Origin of the sequence: Novosphingobium sp. MMS21-SN21R, from assembly GCF_031846015.1 — a bacterium.
Lineage (GTDB): Bacteria > Pseudomonadota > Alphaproteobacteria > Sphingomonadales > Sphingomonadaceae > Novosphingobium.
Map to the genome: position 1 here is coordinate 971,274 of NZ_JAVRDU010000001.1, position 21,385 is coordinate 992,658.

Genomic DNA, 21,385 nt, shown 5'->3' on the forward strand with positions numbered 1-21,385 from the left:
AGGGGAACCCATGACGCAAACTCTGACGATCCGCCGCCCCGATGACTGGCACGTGCACTTGCGCGATGGTGAGGTGCTGAAGGGCGTCGCGCCCTATACCGCGCGTCAGTTCGCCCGCGCGATCGTCATGCCCAATCTCAACCCGCCGATGACCGACGTCGCGGGCGTTACCGCGTATCGTGACCGCATCGTCGCCGCGCTGCCTGCAGGCACCGATTTCACCCCGCTGATGACGCTTTATCTGACCGACAGCACCGATCCGGCCGAGGTCGCGCGCGGTTATGCCGAAGGCGCATTCGTCGCGGCCAAGCTCTACCCCGCGCACGCCACCACCGGCTCCGCACATGGCGTGACCGACATCCGCAACATCTATCCGGTGCTGGAAAGGATGCAGGCGATCGGCATGCCGCTGCTGATCCACGGTGAAGTCACCGATTCGCACGTCGACATCTTTGACCGCGAGGCCGTGTTCATCGAACGCACGCTGCTGCGCCTTGTGGCGGACATGCCCGCGCTCAAGATCGTGTTCGAACACATCACCACCGAAGAAGCCGCGCAGTTCGTTGCCGGGGCAGGGGAGACCATTGCCGCCACGATCACCCCGCAGCATCTCCACATCAACCGCAATGCCATGCTGGTCGGCGGCATCCGCCCGCATGCCTTTTGCCTGCCCGTGGCCAAGCGCGAGAAGCACCGTCTGGCCTTGCGCAAGCTGGCAACGTCAGGCTGCACCCGCGTGTTCCTCGGCACCGATACCGCACCCCACGCCAAACACCTGAAGGAAGCGGCCTGCGGCTGCGCAGGCATTTTCAACGCGCCCTTCGCGCTCGAAAGCTACGTGACTGTGTTCGACGATGAAGGCGCGCTCGATCATTTCGAAGCCTTCGCCTCGCTCAACGGCCCGGCGTTCTATGGCCTCCCGGTCAACGAAGCGACGATCATGCTGGAAAAGGCCCCGATCACGGTGCCCGATACAGTGGATGCGAACGGCACCACCATTGTGCCGTTCCATGCAGGCGAGACACTAGGCTGGCGTCTGGCTGACGCTGCGTGATCCGCGCCACATATCCCAGCTATACAGCGCGATAGCCGCCCAGATCAGCGCGAAGCAGCCCAGCCGGGTTGCATCCAGCTTTTCGCCGAACACGGTCAGCCCCAGCACGAAGCTGATCGTCGGCGCGATGAACTGCAGGAAACCCAGCGTCGACAGCGGCATGGCGCGCGCGGCCACCGCAAACAGCATCAGCGGGATGGCGGTAGCCACCCCAGATGCCGCTAGCAGTGGCGGAGTGTAACCCCCACCCGTCATGCTCGATCCCTGCGGCGTGCCTGCCGCCAGCCAGACGACCACCAGCGCGGGCACAAACAGCACCGCGGTTTCGATCGTAAGGCCCGGTACCGATCCTACCGGTGCCTGCTTGCGCACGAAGCCGTAGAACGCGAACGTAACCGCCAGCGAAAGGGCAACCGCCAGCGTATCGAACGCCCCTGCCAGCAGCAGCGCGATTCCGGCACCGGCCAGCGCCACCGCACTCCATTGCACCCGGCTCAGCCGCTCCCCCAGCAGCATGGTGCCAAGCAGGACATTGATCAGCGGATTGATGTAGTAGCCAAGGCTCGTGGCCAGAACATGACCGTTCTTGATGGCGATGATGAAGATCAGCCAATTGCCGCCGATAAGCGCGGCGCTCAACGCAAGCTGTGCCAGCAGGCGGGGGCTGGCGAAGGCCTTGCGCAGCTCCGGACCCTGCTTGCGGATCGCCACGATCACAAGACAGACCGGCAAGGTGAACACCACGCGCCAGCCGACCAGTTCCAGTGGCGGCACGCCGTGCAGGGCGCGGAAGTACAGCGGCAGCACGCCCCACAGGATGTAAGCGATCAGAGCAGCGACAAGCCCGCGCCTGAATGCAGAAGAATGGCTCATCACCAAGCCTTTGGCAGGTTCACGCCGTCCCGCCAACCCATTGCCTTTTGGGCATTTCATCGCCGCAAATCGTCGCTTCGTCGCAAATGGCAATTCCGACGCATCGGTTGCCGTCTGTTCAGGTTGGGCGGCGTAAACATGAACCAACGCAAAAACACGGCCACCCCGAAATTCTTCGCTGCGGCCACCGAAACATGAGGAGAAGCCCCATGATCAACCTTAAGAACGCAGCTCTCGCCTTGGTGGCTGTCTCCACCGTCGCCACCGCCGTCCCTGCAACCGCCGCTGTTGCCACGCATGGCCAGGCCGCAGTCGTTGCCACGCAGTGGAACGAGGGTTGGGAAGGCGACCGTTGGGAGCACAGCCGCAACCGCCGCGACTGGCGCGGTGATCGCGACTATGGCCGTGGAAATGACCGGGGCGACTATCGCGGCAACGACCGCGGCTACTACCGCAGCAACGATCGCGGTTACTATGGCGATCCGGTCTACCGTAACACCCGCGTCTGGCGCGGCAACGACGGTCGCGCCTATTGCCGACGCTCGAACGGCACGACCGGTCTGCTGATCGGCGGTGCAGCCGGTGCCCTGCTGGGCCGCGAAGTGGCTGGCAATTACGGTGACCGCACGCTCGGCGCCATCCTCGGCGCAGCCGGTGGTGCCCTGCTCGGCCGCGAGATCGATAATGGCGGTTCACGCTGCCGCTAACGCTTAACCGACCGTCCTTCGGGTCGCACTGAAAGGTCGGCAGGGGAGCGCTCCACTCAGGTGGGGCGCTCCTCTTTTTATTAACCAAACGCCGCCTAGAAGCGCCTGATGCCCCGGCTCACTCCGCTCTTGCCGCTCCTGACCCTGGCCCTCGCGGGTTGCGGACCTGCGCCGCTCGAACAGGACGGCGCGCCACTCGATCCAGTCATGGCCGAAGCGCTTGAAGGTCAGTTGATGGTCGATCCCGACCTCAGCCAGCACAACATGCGCAATCATGCGATCGTGCCGGGCGGCCCGATAGACCCCGCGCTGCCGCTACCTGATCCAGCAAGCTGAACGTCAGTCGCTGCGCAGCCCCACGCCAATGCTCGCGCGTGGCTGGTCCATCTCGGTCGAGGCGACCGGATAAGCGCAATAGTCCGCCGCGTAATAGGCGCTTGGCCGGTGATTGCCCGAAAGCCCGATGCCGCCAAACGGCGCGGCGGAACTCGCCCCGTTGGTCGGCCGGTTCCAGTTGACCACGCCTGCACGGATATTCGCCCAGAACCGATTGTAGTCCTGCGGCGTGCCGCCAATCAGCGAGGCCGAAAGCCCGAAGCGGGTGTTGTTCGCCTCGGCAATAGCCTCGTCGAAATCGTCGACCTTCACCACTTGCAGCAGCGGGCCGAACAGTTCCACGTCAGGCCGCTCTTCCACGCCGGTCACGTCGATGATCGCAGGGCTGAGGAACGGCAGATCGTCGCGCAGGCGCACCATGTGCTTGATCGGACGCCCGCCCGAGGACAGCAGGTAGACGAAACTTTCGGTCAGGCCGTCGGCGGTGCGATTGTCGATCACCGGCCCCATGAACGGCGGCGGATCATCGAATGGCGCGCCGACAATGATCCGGTCGGCCAGACGCTTCACCCCATCGACAACTTCGTCGTAGATCGATGCCTTCACGATCAACCGTCGCGCGGCGGTGCAGCGCTGCCCGGCGCTGGTGAAGGCCGATTGCACGATCAGCGAGACCGCGTCCTCCATCTTCGGCGTATCCCACATCACGATGGGATTGTTACCGCCCATTTCGAGCGCAACCATCTTGCCGGGATTCGATGCCAGCTTGCGGTTGATCGCGATGCCTGCATGGGCAGAGCCGGTGAACAGCACGCCGTCGATCCCGTCATGCGCAACCAGCGCCTGGCCCTGTTCCGGCCCGCCGATCAGCACTTGCACAACCGCTGCGGAAATCCCGGCGCGGTTGAAGCACTGCGCCAGCATTTCGCCAGTCGCGGGCGTCTTTTCCGATGGCTTGAACACCACCACGTTGCCCGCGATCAGCGCGGGCACGATGTGGCCATTGGGCAGGTGTGCAGGGAAGTTGTACGGCCCCAGCACGGCCAGCACGCCATGCGGCTTGTGGCGCAGCGCTGCCGTGCCCTGAAGCGCGGAATCGAGTTTGCGCTGCGATGTGCGGTCAGCATAGGCGCGGACCGAAATCTCGACCTTGTTGATCACGCTTTCGACTTCGGTGCGCGCTTCCCACAGCGGCTTGCCGGTCTCGCGTGAGATCATCGTCGCCAGCTTGTCTGCGTCCTTGCGCACTTCGTTGGCAAAGCGGCGCAAAAGTTCGATGCGCGTGGCAAGCGGCTGCGCTGCCCAGGCTGGCCATGCGCGGCGCGCGCGCGCCACCACGTCGTCAACGTCACCAACCTTGCCGCGCCAGATCTCGGCGCCGGTGGCGGGTTCATACGATACGATTTCGGCAACTGCCACGGATCAACCTGTCTTTTCTCGTGCTCTTGCGAACGCTGGCTGCGGAACCCAGATGCGGATTTCTACCCGCACACCGGTTACCGATTAAACAATATTCATCTCGCAGACCATAGCCTGTGCGTCAAATTCAGGCTCTGCTATGCCCTTGTGGTTCGGGCCGCTCACCCAGCGCCTCGCCCATCCGCCGCACGGCAGCGACCTTGGCCTCAAGCGCCGTCCAGTCATCGCGCGTTGCAATCGGCTCCCAGATCGCCTCGACCTCGTCGATCAGCATGGATTGCGGCGCGTCTTCCGACCAGTACGGATGACTGCTGTCCGTGGCGACATAAGGTGCAAGCACAGCCTGTAATGCTGCACCTTCCGCGCTCGCAGCAAAGCTCCCGCGCCCGCCGCGATGCGCGAAGAAGAACGCATCCAGGCCCGCGCCGCTCGCCACCATCGCCTTCTCGCACGCGCCGATCATCGCGGTGTCTTCCTCCAGTCCGCGCGGTTCGATGCCCAGTCGCCAGCACCACCGCCGCGTCATCGCCTTCTGGTAGAGTTCGGGGTAACGATTTAGCGCCTCGATCAGCGGCGGGGCCTCCACCAACGATCGCAGCGCAACCGCCAGTTGCCCACAATTCCAGTGAATCGCCTCGGGCTGGCGACCATAGGCATAAAGCCCCTGATGATCGAAATAGGCGGCGGTGAAACTGGCGTCCCACTTGGGCAGCCATCGCCACGGACCGTAGTCGAAGCTCTCACCGGTCACATTCATGTTGTCGGAATTGAGCACACCATGGACGAAGCCCGCCACCATGTAGCTTGCCGCCATGTCGGCCATGCGCTCGATCACCTGGTTGAAGAACCGGACTGCCGGGTGCGGCGCATCGGCAAATTCCCCGCCCGGAAAGTTCGCCAGGCAATAGGCGACAAGCTGCGCCATTTCGTCTTCAAGCTCCAGCGCGCCCAGCCGCTGGAACGTGCCGATGCGGATATGTCCGTGGCTCAGCCGGACCATCACCGCAGACCGCGTGGGCGAGGGTTCGTCCCCGCGATAGAGCTGCTCTCCAGTCTCGATCACGCTGAACGTGCGGCTGGTGTTGACTCCCAGGGCGCCGAGCATTTCGGTCGCCAGAATCTCGCGCACCGCGCCTTTCAGCGTCAGCCGCCCGTCGCCCCTTCGGCTCCATGGCGTCTGGCCCGATCCCTTGGTGCCAAGGTCCATCAGCCGTTCGTCCGCATCCAGCATCTGGGCAAAGGTGAACCCGCGCCCGTCGCCAAGGTCGGGGTTGTAAACGCCGAACTGGTGCCCGTGATAGCGCAGCGCCAGCGGCCCCGGCATGTTCTCCGGCAGCGGCTCGAACCGCCCGAAATGCCGAATCCAGTCTTCGTTCGTCAGCCCATCCAGGCCGACGTCCGCCGCCGCCCGGTCGTTGCGCCAGCGAAGCCGCGTTTCGGGGAAGTCCGCCGCGCTCACCGGATCACCGATCCAGTCCGCTATGGCCATGATCCGGGGCGATGCGCGATAGATCGCGGCTTGCGGGAGCGGCTGCATCCGGCAATAGTGGGCACAGCGCCGCCCACGTGCAAGCGGACGTCACCGATTTAAGTCAGGCGAAGGGCGGTTTCACCACGATCATGGGCATTTTTGAAGATCGTAGCTGGACCAGCAGCGACGGGCTGCAACTGCATTTCCGGGACTATGCCGGCGAAGCCACGCGTCCCCCGGTGCTGTGCCTGCCCGGCCTCACCCGCAATGCCCGCGATTTTGAGGATCTCGCCGCGCGGCTCGCGGGCAAGTGGCGCGTGCTCTGCCCCGAAATGCGCGGGCGCGGCGATAGCGACTATGCCAGGGACCCGATGACCTACCAGCCACTGCAATACCTGCAGGACGTCGAGGCCCTGCTCGCGCAGGAAGGCATCACCAGTTTCGTATCCATCGGCACCTCGCTCGGCGGGCTGCTCACCATGCTGCTCGCCGCCAGCAATCCCCAGCGCATTGCTGCCGCCGTGCTCAACGATGTCGGCCCGGAAGTCTCCGCTGCCGGGATCGAACGGATTCGCGGATATGTCGGGCAAGGCCGCAATTTCGAAACGTGGATGCACGCCGCCCGCGCGCTGCAGGAAAGCAATGGCGATATCTATCCCGATTGGGAAATCACCGACTGGTTGCGCTATGCCAAGCGGATCATGGCGCTCGGCACCGGCGGGCGCATCGCCTTTGATTATGACATGAAGATTGCCGAACCCTTCGAAACGCCGCAAGGCGCAACGCCGCAAGTCGATATGTGGCCGCTCTACGCCGCATTGGCCTCGCGTCCGCTGCTGATCCTGCGCGGCGAGAATTCCGACATTCTCGAAGCGCCCGTGGCCGCGCGCATGGCGCAGAGCCCCGGCACCCAGCTCGTCACTATCGCGGGCATCGGCCACGCGCCCACCTTGGACGAGCCGCAATCCATCGCCGCGATTGAACGGCTGCTCGATCAGGTGGCATGACCGCGCGGGCCAAGGGCGCACCGCTTCGGGTGCTCCATCTTCATTCCACGTTCGATGCAGGCGGCAAGGAACGCCGCGCCGCCTCGCTGATGAACCACTTCTGGCGAGGCGTGGAGCATCACATCGTCTCCGCCCAGCCGGGATCGATGGGCGCCAAGGCCCTGATCGACAAGCGCGTGTCCGCCTATTTCCCGTTCGGCTTCCCCGCGCTGGCCGGAAAACTGCGTATTGGCCGCCTGCAGAAACTCGCCCGCGCGATGCAGGGTTTCGATCTGATCCTGACCTACAACTGGGGCGCGATGGACGCGGCCATGGCCCACGCCGTGTTTGGTCCGACCATGGGCCTTGCTCCGCTGATCCATCACGAGGACGGTTTCAACGCCGATGAAACCGGCGGCCTCAAGCGTAGCCGCAACTGGTATCGCATGGTCGCCCTGTCGCGCGCATCCGTTCTGGTCGTGCCTTCGCGCCTGCTCGAGGATATCGCGCTGAAGACATGGCGCCAGCCGCGCGCCCGCGTCATCCATATTCCCAACGGCATCGACACCGCCGCATTCCTGCGCAAGCCAAGGCCAGATGCCCTCCCGCGCGTGGTCAAACGTCCGGGCGAGAAGTGGCTTGGCACGCTGGCAGGCCTGCGCGCGGTCAAGAACCTGCCGCGAATGGTCCGCGCCTTGGAAGCTTTGCCACCCGAATGGCAACTCGTGATCGTCGGTGAGGGGCCTGAACGCGAAGCGATCCGCGCCGAAGCCATGCGGCTCGATCTCGGGCACCGGGTGCAGCTGCCCGGCCATGTAGCCGATCCGGCGTCCGCCGTCGGGCTGTTCGATCTCTTCGCGCTCTCGTCCGACAGCGAACAGGCACCGCTCTCGGTGATCGAAGCCATGGCCGCCGGACTTGCCGTGGTCAGCCCCGCCGTTGGCGACGTCGCGGACATGGTTGCCGAGGCCAATCGCCCTTTCATTACTCCGCCGGGCGACGATGCCGCCTTTGCCGAAGCCCTGTCCACCCTCTGCGCGGACGATGTTGCCCGCCGCCGCATCGGTGATGCAAACCGCCAACGCGCGCGCGCCGAACTCGATGCCAGCGTGATGTTCGCCCGCTACGCTCAGGTATATGGCGCGGCGCTCGGGCGAAGCTCATTCCCTTGATCATCGCTTCAGCCAGCGTTCACGCGCCAAACCTAGAGAATCAATTCCGTTGAAAAGGCGGTCCCATCCGCTAAACACCGCGCCAGACACTCGCTAGCAATCATCAACCGAAATTCCCGAAAGCGCTGCCTTGGCTCTCCGTCCCGACCGTCCGCAGACCCGTTCCGACCAGCTTGCAGAGCGGGGCTCCCCGCAAGGCGGCGAAGGCTTCCTGCGCGAAGTGGATGATGCCCTGCGTGAAGATCAGGTCTTTACCGCGCTGCAGAAATACGGAAAACCGGTCGGCGCGCTGATCGTCGCCGGTCTCCTCGGCCTCGCCGGGTGGCTCTGGTATGAAAATCACACCCAGACCGTGGCGGGCGAACAGGGCGAAGTCCTGACCAAGGCGATCGACCAGCTCGAAGCTCGCAATCTCAAGGGCGCAAGCGGTGAAGTCGCTCCGCTGGCGAAGGACGGCCACGATGGCTACCGCGCCGCCGCAAAGATGCTCGATGCCGGCATCCTTGCCGAACAGGGCAAGCCCGATGAAGCCGCCAAGGCCTTCGCAGCGATTGCAGCCGACACCGACGCTCCGCAGGCCTATCGCGATCTCGCCTCGATCCGCGAAGTCGCGCTGACGTTCGACAAGATCGGACCCGACAAGGTCGTGGAACGGCTCAAGCCGCTGGCCGTCCCCGGCAACGCCTGGTTCGCCAGCGCTGGTGAAATCGTCGGGACCGCCTACATGAAGCAGGGCAAGAACGATCTGGCAGGCGCGCTGTTCGCCCAGATCGCCAAGGAAAAGTCCGCCCCGGATTCGCTGCGCCGCCGCGCCCGCCAGATGGCCGGGATGCTCGGTGTCGACGCGGTCGAGGAACCGGGCGAAACCACGCTGGTCACACCGGCGGCACAATGATCACGCGAGGATGCCAAAGCATGACGCCTAACCCCACTGTCCGCCGTGCAGCGCTGTCCAGCGTGCTCGTCCTCGCGCTTGCGTTGGGTGGCTGCGGCATCTTCGGCGGCAAGGACAAGGCCAAGACCACGCCGACCATTGGCCAGCGTACCCCGATTCTCTCGAAGATCGAAGCAGGCACCAAGGTCGATGACTCGATCGGGATGACTACGGTCGTCCTGCCCGCGCCCGAAGTGAACGCCGATTTCGCGCAAGCAGGCGGCAATGCAGCCAAGTCCTACGGCCACGCCGCGCTGGGTGAATCTCCGCGCAAGGCATGGAGCGTCGGCATCAAGGGTTCGTCCGCCCGCCAGCGCCTCGCCGCCTCGCCTGTCGTCGGCGGCGGCAAGATGTTCGTCATGGATACCGAAGGCACCGTTCACGCATTTGATGCCGCAACGGGGTCGCGCGTCTGGGATACCGCGGTCAAGGCCGAGAAGCAGAACGCCAACTCAACGTTCGGCGGCGGCGCTGCCTTCGATGATGGCGTGGTCTATGTCACCAACGGCGTCGGCGAAGTTGCTGCGCTTGATGCCGCCTCCGGATCGATCAAGTGGCGCGTCAAGCCCGCCGGTCCGTTGCGCGGATCGCCGACGATTGCCTTCGGGCAGGTCATGGTGATGACCCAGGACAACCAGATCCTCGCGATCAACGCCGCTGACGGCGCGGTGCTGTGGAACGAAAACGCCTCTGTCGGCCAGACCAACGTGTTCGGCGTCGCCGCCCCCGCCGCCGGGCAGGGCACTATCGTCGCGGGCTTTTCCTCGGGCGAACTCGTCGCCTACCGCTACGAAAACGGTCGCCAGCTCTGGGCCGATGCTCTCGCACGCACCTCCATCGCCACCAGCGTTTCCACGTTGACCGACATCGATGCCGATCCGATCATCGAACGCGGCCGCGTCTATGCCTTGGGGCAGGGCGGGCGCATGGCCGCCTATGAACTGGTCACCGGCCAGCGCATCTGGGAACTCAACCTCGCCGGCATTTCCACCCCCGCCATCGCGGGCGACTGGATCTTTACGCTGACCGACGAAGCCAAGCTGCTGTGCATCGCCAAGGCCAACGGCAAGGTCCGCTGGATGACGCAGCTTGCCCGCTACAAGAACGAAAAGAAGAAGAAGAACCAGATCCTCTGGACCGGCCCGGTCCTCGCAGGCAACCGCCTGTGGATGGCCAATTCGCGCGGGGTAGTGATGAGCGCCTCGGTCGCTGACGGTGTGGTGAGCGAATTCACCGAAGTCGGCTCCTCGGTCAGCCTCGCCCCGATCGTCGCCAACCAGACGCTCTACATCCTCGACGACGGCGGCAAGATCACCGCCTTCCGCTGACCCTACATCCCTCCCGCATGCGGGAGGGGCATTCCCTCTTTCCCCCCTCCCGCTTGCGGGAGGGGCCGGAGGAGGGCCTGTTTCCAGCGCTCGAGCTTTCCCAACTAAAACCGTTTCCTAACCCTTTGCAGGCTAAGGCAGGGCGCAATGACCACGCGTCCTTCCCTCCCGCCGTCCGACGTCTCGGCTGGCGTCGGCATCGCTGGCGTGATCGGCCTCGCTCTGTGGGTGCTGGTCTGCCGCTTCTGGCCCGCGATTGCTGACACTTTTGCGCTGTCCGGCCCCCACGAGGTGATGGACGGGCCCGCCGCTGCGATGTCCGCGTTGCTGTTTTCGGGCGCAGGCATGGTCGGTTGGTCATTGCTTGTTGATAAGGTCCACCGCCGCCCATCCACCGGCATCGACTGGACCGCGCCGCGCCCCTTGCGTGACGTGCTAGACATTTCGGTCACCAAGATTGCCGGCCTGTGGGCCACATGGGCGCTGATCGGCTTCGCCTATTGCATCGCCCGCTGGTACTGGCGCGGCCAATACGTTTTCGCAATGGAAGTGCTCGAAAGCGCCGTCCCGTTCCTGTTCCTCGGCGCGATTCCTTACGTCCTCTGGCTTGACCGCGTGCTGGTAAACCCGCGCGACGGGGCATGGCACTTCGGCGCGATGCTGATCGGCCGCGAACCTTGGGACCCGGCCGAGGTCAAGCGCCACTGGCTGTCATGGCTGGTCAAGGGCTTCTTCTGCGCCTTCATGATCTCGATCGTGCCCGGCGGCTTTGGCGCGGTCGTGCGTTTCGATTGGGCCTCGGTCACCCATGATCCCGTGGCGCTCGGCACCCTGCTGATCGAAACCATGTTCATGGTCGACGTGCAGATCGCGATGGTCGGCTACCTCGTCACCATGAAGCCGCTCGACGCGCAGATCCGCACCGCCAACCCGCACCTCGCGGGCTGGGTCGCCGCGCTGATGTGCTACCCGCCGTTCATCCTGATGGGCGATGGCGATGTGCTCGATTACCGGCACAACGGCGCGGAATGGGCGTTCTGGCTTCAGGGCCATGATGCGCTGCTATGGCTCTGGGCTGGCGCGCTGGTGTTCCTCACCGCCGTCTATGCCTGGGCCACCGTCGCCTTCGGTCTGCGCTTTTCGAACCTGACCTATCGCGGCGTGCTGACCAACGGCCCTTACGCTTTCACCCGCCACCCGGCCTATCTGTCGAAGAACACCTACTGGTGGCTCGCCTCGCTGCCGTTCCTCACCACCAGCGGCTCGGCGGTCGACGCGATCCGCAACACGGTGATCCTCGCGCTGGTCAGCGGCGTCTACTATTGGCGCGCCAGGACCGAGGAAAAACACCTTCTCGCCGAAGACGCCAAATACCGCGAATACCACGCATGGATGGCCGAATATGGTCCGATTACCCGCACCCTGCGCAAGATCGGCGGCGCGTTGACACCAAAGCGGCCAGTCGTCCAGCCAGCCGAGTGATCCTTAGACGGCAACCCCGTCGTCGCTCTCGAACACCATGATGTCCCGCTCGGACAAGCCGAGACTTGCGCGTTCCACGCCCCAGGTCTTCATGTGATCGGCCTTGAAGTGCAAATCCAGCGCCGCGCGGTCGCGCCACTTCTCGGACACGCGCACCAGCGTCGGATCGGTCAGATCACGCGAATAGGCATAGAGCAGGCAGCCGTCCTCAGCCCGCGTTGCCGCAACGACCTTGTCCATCATCGGCTGCGCTGCAGCGAAGTTCTCCGCAGGGAGCCGGAAGCTGCCCATCACGATGATCATCAGAAGCTCTTTTCCTCGTAGATCCGCGAAATATCGCCGCCCCAAGGCCCGTTATACAGGTCGAGCAGGCGCTCCGAAGGCGTCTTGCCGGTCGAGACGATTTCATCGAGCGGCTGGAGATAGCCGGTCTCGTTGTCGCCCGCCTCGTTCAGGCAATTGCGCGCCGATAGCCCGCCGCGTGAAATGTCCAGCACTTGGGCTGCAATGTCGCGCAAGGTGCCGCCACCCGGCAGCGAAGCGTTCAGCCCGAGGCGTGGCACTTCGGCGCGCAGCTTCTCGCGGCCTTCCATGCCCCAGTCCTTGACCAGATCCCACGCAGCATCCAGCGCGCCCTGATCGTAGAGCAGCCCCACCCAGAACGCAGGCAGTGCGCAGATCCGGTTCCACGGCCCGCCATCGGCGCCCCGCATTTCGAGGAACGACTTCAGCCGCACTTCGGGAAATGCGGTCGAAAGATGATCGACCCAGTCCGATTCGGTTGGCTTCTCGCCCGGCAGCACCGACAGCTTGCCATCAAGGAAATCACGGAACGACAGCCCCGAAGCGTCGATATATTTGCCATCGCGGAACACGAAATACATCGGCACGTCGAGCATGTAGTCGACATAGCGCTCGTAGCCGAAGCCCTCGTCGAACACGAACGAGAGCATTCCCGTGCGCGCAGGATCGGTATCGGTCCAGATGTGGCTGCGATACGAAAGCATGCCGTTCGGCTTGCCTTCCAGAAACGGCGAATTGGCGAACAGTGCAGTTGCCAGCGGTTGCAGGGCCAGCGAAACCCGGAACTTCTTCACCATGTCCGCCTCGCTTGAATAATCGAGGTTGGTCTGGATCGTGCAGGTCCGCAGCATCATGTCGAGGCCCATCGAGCCGACGCGCGGCATGTGCCGCAGCATGATGTCATAGCGCCCCTTGGGCATGATCGGCAGTTCGGCACGGGTCTTGTCGGGCCACAGCCCCATGCCAAGGTAAGCCAGCCCCAGCTTGTCGCCGATGGTCTTGACCTGCGCCAGATGCCGCCCGGTTTCGGCGCAAGTCTGGTGGAGGTTCTCCAGCGGCGCGCCAGAAAGTTCGAGCTGCCCCGCAGGCTCAAGGCTCACTGCGCCGTCCGGTCCGCTCATGGCGATGACGTTGCCGCCCTCCATGATCGGTTCCCAGCCATATTCGGTCAGCGCCATCAGCAGATCGCGAATCCCGCCGGGCTCGTCATAGGACGGCGCGCGGCGGTCAGCCGTGCGATAGACGAACTTTTCATGTTCGGTGCCGATCCGCCATCTTGCCTTGGGCTTCTCGCCCTTCTGCATCGGCGCGACAAGCATGTCGCGGCTCTCTATGATAGGATCGTTGCGATCTGAAACTTGCCGCGTGCTCATGCGCGCATCCGTTAATGGCCCGAACGGCTTTAGACCAGCCCAATTCGTGCCACTCACTTTTGCCGTTCCGGTTGAAATCTCAGCCGAACCAGTCGCCCTGAAGACCCATCCACAGCGCTACCCCTGCTATCGAGGCCGTCTCGCCCCGTAAAATGCGCGGCCCCAGCGCAATTGCGACGGCGGAAGCGTGCGCACGAATGGCCGCGCGCTCGGCCTCGTCGAACCCGCCCTCCGGACCGACCAGCAGCGCGGCAGGTTCGCGCCCATGCAGCGAAAACGCAGCCGCCGCCTGCATCCCGCCGTTCTCGTCGGCAAAGAACAGCTTTCGCTCCACTGGCCAATCGCGCAGCAGCGCCTCCAGCTTGCTCACTTCGCCCAGCGCGGGCAGGGCGGTGCGCGCGCACTGTTCCGCTGCCTCCACCATGATCGTCCGCGCCCGTTCGGGATTGAGCTTGTCCGCCACGCAGCGCCGCGTCACCACCGGCACCACTTTGGCCACGCCCAGTTCGGTCGCCTTTTCCAGCACCAGATCAAAATTCGGCTTTTTCAGCAGCGCCGCGCAAAGCCAGAAATCGGGCACATCCTCACGCAGGCGGGACTGGCGTTCGACTTCCACAACAACCTCGCGCTTGCCTGCCTCGGCCACGCGCGCCACCCATTCGCCGGTTGCATCGTCGCACAGGATCACCGCATCGCCTGCGCCCACGCGCATCACCTTGCCCAGGTAATGCGCCTGTTGCCCTTCGATCGGCAAGCGCAGACCCTCGCTCAGGCGTGGCTCGACAAACAGACGTGGCGCCGACTTGGGCGGCCAGGCAGGTGTAGCAGACATCAACAAGCGCCTAGCGGATTTCGCGGCAGACGGTAAGGCATCACGCCATGGACACAATCACTTCGGAACAGATTGTCCCCGACAGCGAGCATCGCGGCCTCGTCGCGCGGCTGCCACAGCCGCTGCGCAACTATGCATTGCTCGCCCGGTTTGATCGTCCGATCGGTTGGTGGCTGCTGTTCTGGCCCTGTGCCTGGGGGCTGTTCCTTGCAGGCGGCACGTCCCGCTGGGGCATCCTTGCATGGATGCTGCTCGGCGCCATCGTCATGCGCGGCGCAGGCTGCGTCTATAACGACATCGTCGACGCCGATCTCGATGCCCGCGTCGCCCGCACCGCCGCGCGGCCCGTCGCCAGCGGCGCGGTGTCAAAGCGCGGGGCGTGGATCTGGCTGCTCTCCTTGTGCGCCATCGGCCTCCTCGTCCTCCTGCAATTGCGCTGGGAGGCGCAAGTCGTGGCCCTCGGGAGCCTTGCCCTCGTCGCTGCTTACCCGTTCATGAAGCGCGTGACCGGCTGGCCGCAGGCGTGGCTGGGTCTGGTCTTTACATGGGGCGCGCCGGTCGGCTGGATCGAGGCAACCGGCTTTGCCCGCCTCGCCCCGCTTGCCGCTCTCTACGCAGGGTGCTGGGCATGGTGCATGGCCTACGATACGATCTATGCGCTGCAGGACCGCGAGGACGATGCGCTAGTCGGCATCGGCTCGTCCGCCCTCTCGTTCGGGCGGCATGTCCGGCTGGGCGTGACCGTGCTCTATGGACTGGCGCTTGCCTGCTGGACAGGCGCCGTATGGCTGACGCGGCCCGATGCGCTGGCCCTGCTGGCGCTCCTGCCGGTCGCTGTGCACCTCGGCTGGCAGGTGCTGACGCTCAGGCAGGACGGTGCCGACCCGCTGACCAAGTTCCGCTCGAACCGCTTTGCCGGACTCCTGATGGCTACTGCCTGCTATATCGTCGGCGCTGCGTAATTCTGGGTTAGGCGGCGATTGCCATATATTACAACGTTATAGCACTGGTTCTTCAAGAATGTTCGCCAGACCGGACGATTAATGCCTTGCCAACCGGCAACCTCAAGTTAGCTTGAGGTCACGCGTTTTCGACCACAAACCCGGTGTCGCAACAGGGGGAACGCATGACTCGCAACGATCTGATCCCGATTGGCATGCTGTCGCGCCGCACCGGCCTCGCGGTTTCCGCAATCCGCTATTACGAAGAACGCGGCCTCGTCACCTCGCAGCGTACCGGCGGCAATCAGCGCCGCTTCCTGCGCTCGGACATTCGCCGGTTGAGCTTCGTCCAGATCGCCCAGCGCCTCGGTCTCGGCCTGCCCGAGATCGAACGCGAGCTCGCCACACTGCCGCAGGGCCGCACCCCCACAGTGATGGACTGGCAGAAGATCAGCCGCTCGCTGCGCAAGGAAATCGACGCGCGCATCCAATTGCTCACCCGCACCCGCAACAAGCTCGACGAATGCATCGGCTGCGGCTGCCTCAGCCTCGACCGCTGCGCGCTCACCAACAAGGAAGACCGCGCCGGCGCAGCGGGACCGGGGCCAAGATACGTGCTGGATTAAGCGTTCTCAAGCAGCTCCACCGCGCCGCCGAGATCCACGCTGACCAGCCGCGAGACGCCGCGTTCCACCATGGTCACGCCGAACAGGCGGTGCATGCGGCTCATGGTCACCGCATTGTGCGTCACGATCAGGTAGCGCGTGCTGGTTTCGGCGACCATCGCGTCGAGCAGGTCGCAGAAGCGTTCGATGTTGGCGTCATCGAGCGGTGCGTCGACTTCGTCCAAAACGCAAATCGGCGCGGGGTTGGTCAGGAACAACGCGAAGATCAGCGCCACCGCCGTCAGAGCCTGCTCGCCGCCAGACAAAAGCGTCAGGGATTGCAGGCGCTTGCCCGGCGGTTGTGCGAAGATTTCGAGGCCCGCCTCCAGCGGATCGTCGCTATCGATAAGTGCCAGATGCGCCTCGCCGCCGCCGAACAGCCTGCCAAACAAACGCCGGAAATGGCCATCGACAGCCTCGAATGCCGCCCGCAACCGTTCGCGGCCCTCGCGGTTGAGGTTGCCGATCGACCCGCGCAGCCGGTGCACCGCCTCGGTCAGTTCGGCCTGCTCGGCCACGCTGGTGCCGTGACGCTCCTCGGCTTCGGCAAGTTCCTCGGCGGCCACGAGATTGACCGGTCCGATCCGCTCGCGCTCGCCTGTCAGCCTGTCCATGGCCGCAGATTCTTCGCCTGCCGAGGCGACCTCGGCCGCGTCAAATTCAAAGCGTTCGGGTAGCATCGGGGGAGGGCACTGGAATCGCTCGCCCGAAATTCCTGCCATTTCCTGCCGCCGCGCGTCCTCGTTCTCCGCCCGTGCAGAGGCTCCGGCACGGCCTTCACGCGCAGTTGCCAGCGCCTCGTTCGCAGCGGCGAGCGCAGTATCTCCCGCCTTCGCCGCCGCATCGGCCTGCGTGAGCGCCGTTTCGGCAGCGGCCAGATCAGTCGTCAGCCGCTCGCGGATCGCCTCGCCGCCCTCGATCTCGCGGATCAGCCCTTCCGGTTTGGCCCCGGCGATGGCCCGCTCGGCTTCGAGTTCCTCACGCCGCCCGGTCATCTCGGCCAGCCGCTTGGCGGCATCGCCTGCACGCGCCTGCCATGCGCGAATATCGCCTTTCAGCCCGGCGAGGCGCTCACGCCCGACCGCAATGGCCTGCTCAAGCGACGCCGCCGCTGCCGTCGTTGCCAAGAGGCCCGAGCGCGCTGAATCATTGCGCGCCCGCGCCGCGTCCAGCGCTGCACGCCCGGCTGCCGGATCGGGCAGGGCCGCGCGCTTGTCGTTCGCTGCCGAAAGTTCGGCGCCTGCCACGTGTCGCTGCTCGCCAAGCTCACTCTGCACCCGCGCGATCTCGGCCTTGCGCTGGTCTAGCCGCGCGCGCGCAGCCTCCGCCGCATCCAGCGCCCGCAAGGCCGCGCGTTCTGCGTCCGACGCGGCCGAAATCGCCTTCTCCACAGCGCCAAGTCGCGCCTGAACCTCGCCCAAGGCCTCACGCGCCGTAGCAAACGCAGCTTCGGCACGCGCCACTGCCTCGACCCGGTCAGGCAGCAGGCCTTCAAGCTCCGCCAGACGGTTCTCCGCCTCCAGCGCCGCAGCTTCCGCCGCGCCTTCGCCGCGCGCGACAAAGCCGTCCCAGCGCCGCAGCCGACCATCGCGGGTTACCAGCCATTCGCCGGGAGCAAGCGCCTGCCCGTCGTCGCTCTCGGCCACGCGCACCAGCGCCAACCGGGCGCCAAGTTCCGGCGGGCACTGCGGTACATGGTGCGCCAGCGAATCCGCCAGCTTCACAGGCACCACGGCGCCGGTCCAGAACCGGCCCTCGGCTTCCATCGGTGCCGGCCCGATGGGCGCCGAGGCATCGCGCCCCAGCACCGCCGCCAGTGCGCGTTCGTACCCCGGCGCCACGCGCGTGCCCGAAATCGCTGAAGCGCCGCGACCTTTTGCTGCCGCTGCCTTCTCGCGCGCCGATTTGTCACGTGCGAGCGCATCGGCCTCGCGCTGCACGCCCGATAGCTCGGCCCGCGCCTGCGCGAGAGCATTGCTCGAAGCGTCCCGCTCCGCTGACAGCGCCTCGCGCCTCGCGGTAAGGTGCCCGCGCTCGGCTTCCGCTTCCGACAGTGCCGTAGCCGCGTCAGCACGGCGCGTTTCCGCCTGGGCAATCTGTGCCGCCGGATCAGCCTCGCGTGCCAAAGCCTCGGCTTGCTGCCCCAGCCGCGCCGCTTCACCATCCAGCCGCGTCAGCCGCGCCGTGGCCGCCGCCACCGCCGCTTCGGCCACCCGCCATTCCGCGTCGATCCCGGCCTGTTCCGCCACGCGCTGCGCCAGCGCCACTTCGGCGGCGCGCGCCGCGCGGTCGGCATCGTCCGCCGCCGCAACCAGCGCGGGCCGCCGCGTCTCGTCCGCCTTCAACGCGGCTTCGGCGGAGATCATGTCCGCCTCAAGCCGGGTCATCGCCGCTGCGGCATCCTCGGTCAGACGGTCGGCGCTGCTGCGATCCTCCTCGATCCGCGCAAGCTGCCGGTCGATGTCCTTGACCCGCTGCTCGGCGGCCTCAAGCTGCGCGGTGAGCGAGGCCATGCGCTGACCATGGGCCGAGGCGTCCTGCCGCCGGTCGAACAGATCGTCGCGCGCCTGCGCCAGAGCCGCCGCCGCCTTGTGCTGCGCGTCCTGTGCGGCCTTGGCGAGGCCTTGCGCGGCGGAAACCCGCTCATCCGCCGCTCGGGCTTCCTTGCGTGCCGCTTCCGCCGCCGCCGCCGCATCGCGCCAGCGCGCGAACACCAGCCGCGCCTCGGCCAGCCTGATCTTCTCGCTCACCGCCTTGTAGCGCTCGGCCGCGCGCGCCTGCCGCCGCAGCGTGGCTATCTGGCCCTCCAGCCCCGAAAGCAGGTCGACCAGCCGGGCGAGGTTTGTCTCGGTCGCGCGCAGCTTCTGCTCGGCATCACGGCGGCGCACGTGGAGCCCGGCGATCCCCGCCGCCTCTTCCAGCATCATCCGCCGCTCGGCAGGCTTGGCCGCGATCACCGCCGCAATACGGCCCTGGCTGACCAAAGCCGGGCTGTGCGCGCCAGTGGCGGCATCGGCAAAGACCAGCGCCACGTCCTTCGCCCGCACATCGCGCCCGTTCACGCGGTAGGCGCTGCCCGCGCCGCGCTCGATCCGTCGAACGACTTCAAGCTCACCGCCGAACGGCCCCGCAGGATCGGTTTCGGCGGTCAGCATCACTTCGGCAAAGGCGCGTGAGGGCCGCGTAGCGGTGCCAGCAAAGATCACATCGTCCATGCCGCCGCCGCGCATCGACTTGGCCGAGCTTTCGCCCATGACCCAGCGGATCGCTTCGAGCAGGTTGGACTTGCCGCAGCCGTTGGGGCCGACAACCCCGGTCAAGCCGGGTTCAATGCGCAGTTCGGCAGGCTCAACAAAGCTCTTGAAGCCGGAAAGCTTCAATCGCCTGATCTGCACGGCCTGTCCCCCCGAACCCCGCCGCCGCCTTTAGCGTGCGCCCGCCTTTTGCAGCATCGGCTCAAGTTCGGCCCAGGTGGCCACCCCGGTCTTGCTGCCATTCAGGAAGAACGTCGGCGTGCCGGTGATGTCGAACTCCTTGCTCCACTGCTCGTTCGTGGTCGCAAGCTTGGTTGCCTTGGCGGTATCGGCCAGGCACGAAGCGCCCTGCGCCGCCGCGATCCCGCGCGAGGCAAAGAATTCGCTCATCCCGCCAAGCTGCGCGATCCCGGCAAAGCGCTTGTCCACCGGCAGGTTGGAGACCTGCTGGAATGCGGCGTCATCCTTCTGGAGGTTGGCGAACATCGTGGGCTGGAATTCCCAGAACTGCTCCGACAGCGGAATCACGGCCTCAGGCGAACCACACGTGGCGAGCAGCGCGGCGGGCATGTCGAGCGCGTTCAGGAGGAACAGGCGCAATTCATAGCTTACCCGGCCAGACGCAACATAGTCGTCGCGCAGCTTGGGGAAGCCTTCTTTCGAAAACGCCGCGCAGTGCGAGCACGACAGCGCGCCGAACTCGATCAGCTTGATCGGTGCGTTGGGATTGCCTAGCAGATAACCGCCTTCGGGTGTCACCGCGAACGTCTCGGTCCAATTTTTCCCCGCAGGCGCGGAGATCTTGGCGATCGGTTCCGAACTCGAAACCTCCCCGGTCGCGGCATCGCCCTTCTTGTCGCAGGCGGCAAGGCCAAGCGTCAGGGGCAGGGCGGCAAGAAGCAGGGCGCGGGCGAATTTCATCGTCAGGGGATTCCCGTTGCTGGATTTTGCAGGACGCTAGCCGATCAATGGCCGCGTTTGAAGGCCTACTTCAACCGCGCCTCAAGCTGCGGTTTCAGCGAGGTCCAATCGTGTGTGCCCGCCAGGAGCACGCCATCGACCATGAAGCTCGGGGTGCCGCTGACGTTGTATGTGTCCATCGCTTCCTGGGTTTGCGTCGCCAATTTCTTGGCCAGCGCCTCGTTGGCAAGGCAGCGATCCACCGCCGTGCGGTCCATCCCGCGCGAGCCCATGAATTCATAGAACTTGAAGTCACTGGCAATTGCGCGCGTCCGCGCGGCGAATGGCCCGGTCGTCCAGCGCTGCCGCTGTGCCTCGCTCGAATTGGTGGCGGGCACGATCCATGTCGGCTGATTGCGCATGAATGCGGTGTGCAGCTGGAAGAACCGGTTGGCGGGCACGCAATTGGTCAGCAGCGCCACGGTCAGGTCGATCGGGTCGCGCACGAAATTGCGCACCTCGATCACGCCCTTGCCCGGCGCAACCATGCCGATCTTGAGTTGCGCCTCGGATTCCACCTCGAAGTGCGAACAATGCGGGCAGGTATAGCTGACGAACTCGGTCAGCCGCAGCGCCGCCGCCGGATTGCCGAGCACGTGGTAACCCTCCGGCGTCACCGATCCTGCCGCCACCCAGTTGGCGCGACTGACCGGCTTGGCGGGCTTGCCTGCGCCCGTCAGCGAAACCAGCACCCCCAGCGCAAATACGGCGGTCGCAATTGCCTTCTTCACGAAACCTTCCCCTTCGCTGCCACATCCAGACTGCGAGCCAGGCTTTCCAGCACGGTGCGCAGTTCGGGATCGCCGATGTCGCGCAGCGAATCCCCCAGTTCCATCGCTATGGGCTTCAGCGATGGCGGCGCGGCGCGCGGCGCTTCTTTCGCTTTTGGTGCCTGAACCACACCTTGCCGGATTTTCACCCGCGCCACGGCGCTATAGCCGAAAAAGCGGTTCACGCGCTCGATGATCTCTGGCGTAACGTGCTGGATGATCGTGGCGTGGGCGGGCGTCACCACCAGTTGCAGGATGCCGTCGGCCTTCTCGCCCGGTGCAAAGCGGATCGATTCGGGCATGCAGTGCCGCGCGTGTCGCTCGCCCACGATCTCGGGCCAGCGCGTGACCACGCTCGATTGCACGAAGCCGAAGCGGCGGAAGGCGGTGCGCCCGATGGCAGGCATCAAATCGGCGATCTGCCGCGCCTCACCCCCGCGCGGACGCTCGTAGGGTTTGCCTGCAACAGCTTTGACCGTTGCAGGCTTCTTCTTCTTTGCGGCGTCCGAAGGGGTGCTTTCCATC

General features: G+C 65.4%; 20 protein-coding genes. 10 read left to right on the plus strand and 10 right to left on the minus strand.

Translation table 11 applies throughout. The annotated features are described in order from the left end of the window. The first annotated feature begins 10 nt into the window (after window positions 1–10). On the plus strand, window positions 11–1,054 hold the full coding sequence (gene pyrC, locus RM192_RS04610) for a dihydroorotase (RefSeq protein WP_311506397.1): 1,044 nt from the start codon (window positions 11–13) through the stop codon (window positions 1,052–1,054). On the opposite strand, the gene rarD is transcribed toward pyrC, so the two are convergent. Next, window positions 1,025–1,927, minus strand: coding sequence for an EamA family transporter RarD (rarD, locus tag RM192_RS04615; protein ID WP_311506398.1), 903 nt, complete (start codon window positions 1,925–1,927; stop codon window positions 1,025–1,027). The two genes, pyrC and rarD, sit on opposite strands and share 30 nt — an antisense overlap. A 209-nt stretch (window positions 1,928–2,136) precedes the next feature. Here rarD and RM192_RS04620 point away from each other — a divergent pair, with 209 nt between their 5' ends. Both RM192_RS04620 and RM192_RS04625 read left to right on the plus strand, forming a co-directional pair. After that, on the plus strand, window positions 2,137–2,634 hold the full coding sequence (locus tag RM192_RS04620; RefSeq protein ID WP_311506399.1) for a glycine zipper 2TM domain-containing protein: 498 nt from the start codon (window positions 2,137–2,139) through the stop codon (window positions 2,632–2,634). A 108-nt stretch (window positions 2,635–2,742) separates the two neighbouring features. Beyond that, entirely contained in the window at window positions 2,743–2,970 is a 228-nt protein-coding gene (locus RM192_RS04625; RefSeq protein WP_311506400.1) for a hypothetical protein, read from the plus strand. A 3-nt stretch (window positions 2,971–2,973) separates the two neighbouring features. On the opposite strand, the gene astD is transcribed toward RM192_RS04625, so the two are convergent. Together astD and RM192_RS04635 are read right to left on the minus strand one after the other, a co-directional pair. After that, complete coding sequence (astD, locus tag RM192_RS04630; protein ID WP_311506401.1) at window positions 2,974–4,389, minus strand: succinylglutamate-semialdehyde dehydrogenase; 1,416 nt, start codon at window positions 4,387–4,389, stop codon at window positions 2,974–2,976. A 127-nt stretch (window positions 4,390–4,516) separates the two neighbouring features. Next, entirely contained in the window at window positions 4,517–5,926 is a 1,410-nt protein-coding gene (locus tag RM192_RS04635) for a protein adenylyltransferase SelO family protein (protein ID WP_311506402.1), read from the minus strand. A gap of 83 nt (window positions 5,927–6,009) precedes the next feature. Here RM192_RS04635 and RM192_RS04640 point away from each other — a divergent pair, with 83 nt between their 5' ends. The 5 genes from RM192_RS04640 (at window position 6,010) to RM192_RS04660 (ending at window position 11,762) form a co-directional block, all read left to right on the plus strand. After that, window positions 6,010–6,867 (plus strand): alpha/beta hydrolase, encoded by an 858-nt coding sequence (locus tag RM192_RS04640; protein WP_311508568.1) that lies wholly within the window; start codon window positions 6,010–6,012, stop codon window positions 6,865–6,867. Then, entirely contained in the window at window positions 6,864–8,018 is a 1,155-nt protein-coding gene (locus RM192_RS04645) for a glycosyltransferase family 4 protein (RefSeq protein ID WP_311506403.1), read from the plus strand. The genes RM192_RS04640 and RM192_RS04645 overlap by 4 nt, the downstream gene beginning before the upstream one ends. Before the next feature lie 130 nt (window positions 8,019–8,148). Next, window positions 8,149–8,913 carry a tetratricopeptide repeat protein gene (locus tag RM192_RS04650; protein WP_311506404.1) on the plus strand — a complete coding sequence of 255 codons (765 nt, stop codon included), beginning with the start codon at window positions 8,149–8,151 and terminating at the stop codon, window positions 8,911–8,913. 20 nt (window positions 8,914–8,933) lie between these two features. Continuing rightward, window positions 8,934–10,280 (plus strand): PQQ-binding-like beta-propeller repeat protein, encoded by a 1,347-nt coding sequence (locus RM192_RS04655; protein ID WP_311506405.1) that lies wholly within the window; start codon window positions 8,934–8,936, stop codon window positions 10,278–10,280. A gap of 147 nt (window positions 10,281–10,427) precedes the next feature. Then, window positions 10,428–11,762 carry a DUF1295 domain-containing protein gene (locus RM192_RS04660; RefSeq protein WP_311506406.1) on the plus strand — a complete coding sequence of 445 codons (1,335 nt, stop codon included), beginning with the start codon at window positions 10,428–10,430 and terminating at the stop codon, window positions 11,760–11,762. A 3-nt stretch (window positions 11,763–11,765) separates the two neighbouring features. Here RM192_RS04660 and RM192_RS04665 read toward each other — a convergent pair whose 3' ends face one another. The 3 genes from RM192_RS04665 to RM192_RS04675 form a co-directional block, all read right to left on the minus strand. Continuing rightward, window positions 11,766–12,065 (minus strand): putative quinol monooxygenase, encoded by a 300-nt coding sequence (locus tag RM192_RS04665; protein WP_311506407.1) that lies wholly within the window; start codon window positions 12,063–12,065, stop codon window positions 11,766–11,768. After that, entirely contained in the window at window positions 12,065–13,438 is a 1,374-nt protein-coding gene (locus RM192_RS04670; RefSeq protein WP_311506408.1) for a glutamate--cysteine ligase, read from the minus strand. The genes RM192_RS04665 and RM192_RS04670 overlap by 1 nt, the downstream gene beginning before the upstream one ends. A gap of 79 nt (window positions 13,439–13,517) precedes the next feature. Beyond that, on the minus strand, window positions 13,518–14,270 hold the full coding sequence (locus RM192_RS04675; RefSeq protein WP_311506409.1) for a 16S rRNA (uracil(1498)-N(3))-methyltransferase: 753 nt from the start codon (window positions 14,268–14,270) through the stop codon (window positions 13,518–13,520). Window positions 14,271–14,317: 47 nt separating this feature from the next. Between RM192_RS04675 and ubiA the strand changes: the two genes are divergently transcribed. Together ubiA and soxR are read left to right on the plus strand one after the other, a co-directional pair. Beyond that, window positions 14,318–15,232: a 4-hydroxybenzoate octaprenyltransferase gene (ubiA, locus tag RM192_RS04680; RefSeq protein WP_311506410.1), complete on the plus strand. Its 915-nt coding sequence runs from the start codon at window positions 14,318–14,320 to the stop codon at window positions 15,230–15,232. A gap of 164 nt (window positions 15,233–15,396) precedes the next feature. Then, window positions 15,397–15,837 carry a redox-sensitive transcriptional activator SoxR gene (gene soxR, locus RM192_RS04685; protein ID WP_311506411.1) on the plus strand — a complete coding sequence of 147 codons (441 nt, stop codon included), beginning with the start codon at window positions 15,397–15,399 and terminating at the stop codon, window positions 15,835–15,837. Here the strand turns inward: soxR and smc are convergent. The 4 genes from smc to RM192_RS04705 form a co-directional block, all read right to left on the minus strand. After that, window positions 15,834–19,271, minus strand: coding sequence for a chromosome segregation protein SMC (gene smc, locus RM192_RS04690; RefSeq protein ID WP_311506412.1), 3,438 nt, complete (start codon window positions 19,269–19,271; stop codon window positions 15,834–15,836). The genes soxR and smc overlap by 4 nt on opposite strands. Window positions 19,272–19,301: 30 nt before the next feature. After that, complete coding sequence (locus RM192_RS04695) at window positions 19,302–20,051, minus strand: thioredoxin domain-containing protein (protein WP_311506413.1); 750 nt, start codon at window positions 20,049–20,051, stop codon at window positions 19,302–19,304. 65 nt (window positions 20,052–20,116) lie between these two features. Further along, window positions 20,117–20,821 (minus strand): thioredoxin domain-containing protein, encoded by a 705-nt coding sequence (locus RM192_RS04700; RefSeq protein WP_311506414.1) that lies wholly within the window; start codon window positions 20,819–20,821, stop codon window positions 20,117–20,119. Beyond that, window positions 20,818–21,384: a DUF721 domain-containing protein gene (locus RM192_RS04705; RefSeq protein ID WP_409233819.1), complete on the minus strand. Its 567-nt coding sequence runs from the start codon at window positions 21,382–21,384 to the stop codon at window positions 20,818–20,820. The genes RM192_RS04700 and RM192_RS04705 overlap by 4 nt, the downstream gene beginning before the upstream one ends. Window position 21,385 lies beyond the last annotated feature (1 nt).

Bases quoted from the DNA above. Each gene is read 5' to 3' on its own strand.
- pyrC (WP_311506397.1), top strand. From the start codon at position 11: ATGACGCAAACTCTGACGATCCGCCGCCCCGATGACTGGCACGTGCAC.
- rarD (WP_311506398.1), bottom strand. From the start codon at position 1,927: ATGAGCCATTCTTCTGCATTCAGGCGCGGGCTTGTCGCTGCTCTGATC.
- RM192_RS04620 (WP_311506399.1), top strand. From the start codon at position 2,137: ATGATCAACCTTAAGAACGCAGCTCTCGCCTTGGTGGCTGTCTCCACC.
- RM192_RS04625 (WP_311506400.1), top strand. From the start codon at position 2,743: ATGCCCCGGCTCACTCCGCTCTTGCCGCTCCTGACCCTGGCCCTCGCG.
- RM192_RS04635 (WP_311506402.1), bottom strand. From the start codon at position 5,926: ATGCAGCCGCTCCCGCAAGCCGCGATCTATCGCGCATCGCCCCGGATC.
- RM192_RS04640 (WP_311508568.1), top strand. From the start codon at position 6,010: ATGGGCATTTTTGAAGATCGTAGCTGGACCAGCAGCGACGGGCTGCAA.
- RM192_RS04645 (WP_311506403.1), top strand. From the start codon at position 6,864: ATGACCGCGCGGGCCAAGGGCGCACCGCTTCGGGTGCTCCATCTTCAT.
- RM192_RS04655 (WP_311506405.1), top strand. From the start codon at position 8,934: ATGACGCCTAACCCCACTGTCCGCCGTGCAGCGCTGTCCAGCGTGCTC.
- RM192_RS04660 (WP_311506406.1), top strand. From the start codon at position 10,428: ATGACCACGCGTCCTTCCCTCCCGCCGTCCGACGTCTCGGCTGGCGTC.
- RM192_RS04665 (WP_311506407.1), bottom strand. From the start codon at position 12,065: ATGATCATCGTGATGGGCAGCTTCCGGCTCCCTGCGGAGAACTTCGCT.
- RM192_RS04670 (WP_311506408.1), bottom strand. From the start codon at position 13,438: ATGAGCACGCGGCAAGTTTCAGATCGCAACGATCCTATCATAGAGAGC.
- RM192_RS04675 (WP_311506409.1), bottom strand. From the start codon at position 14,270: ATGTCTGCTACACCTGCCTGGCCGCCCAAGTCGGCGCCACGTCTGTTT.
- ubiA (WP_311506410.1), top strand. From the start codon at position 14,318: ATGGACACAATCACTTCGGAACAGATTGTCCCCGACAGCGAGCATCGC.
- soxR (WP_311506411.1), top strand. From the start codon at position 15,397: ATGACTCGCAACGATCTGATCCCGATTGGCATGCTGTCGCGCCGCACC.
- RM192_RS04695 (WP_311506413.1), bottom strand. From the start codon at position 20,051: ATGAAATTCGCCCGCGCCCTGCTTCTTGCCGCCCTGCCCCTGACGCTT.
- RM192_RS04705 (WP_409233819.1), bottom strand. From the start codon at position 21,384: ATGGAAAGCACCCCTTCGGACGCCGCAAAGAAGAAGAAGCCTGCAACG.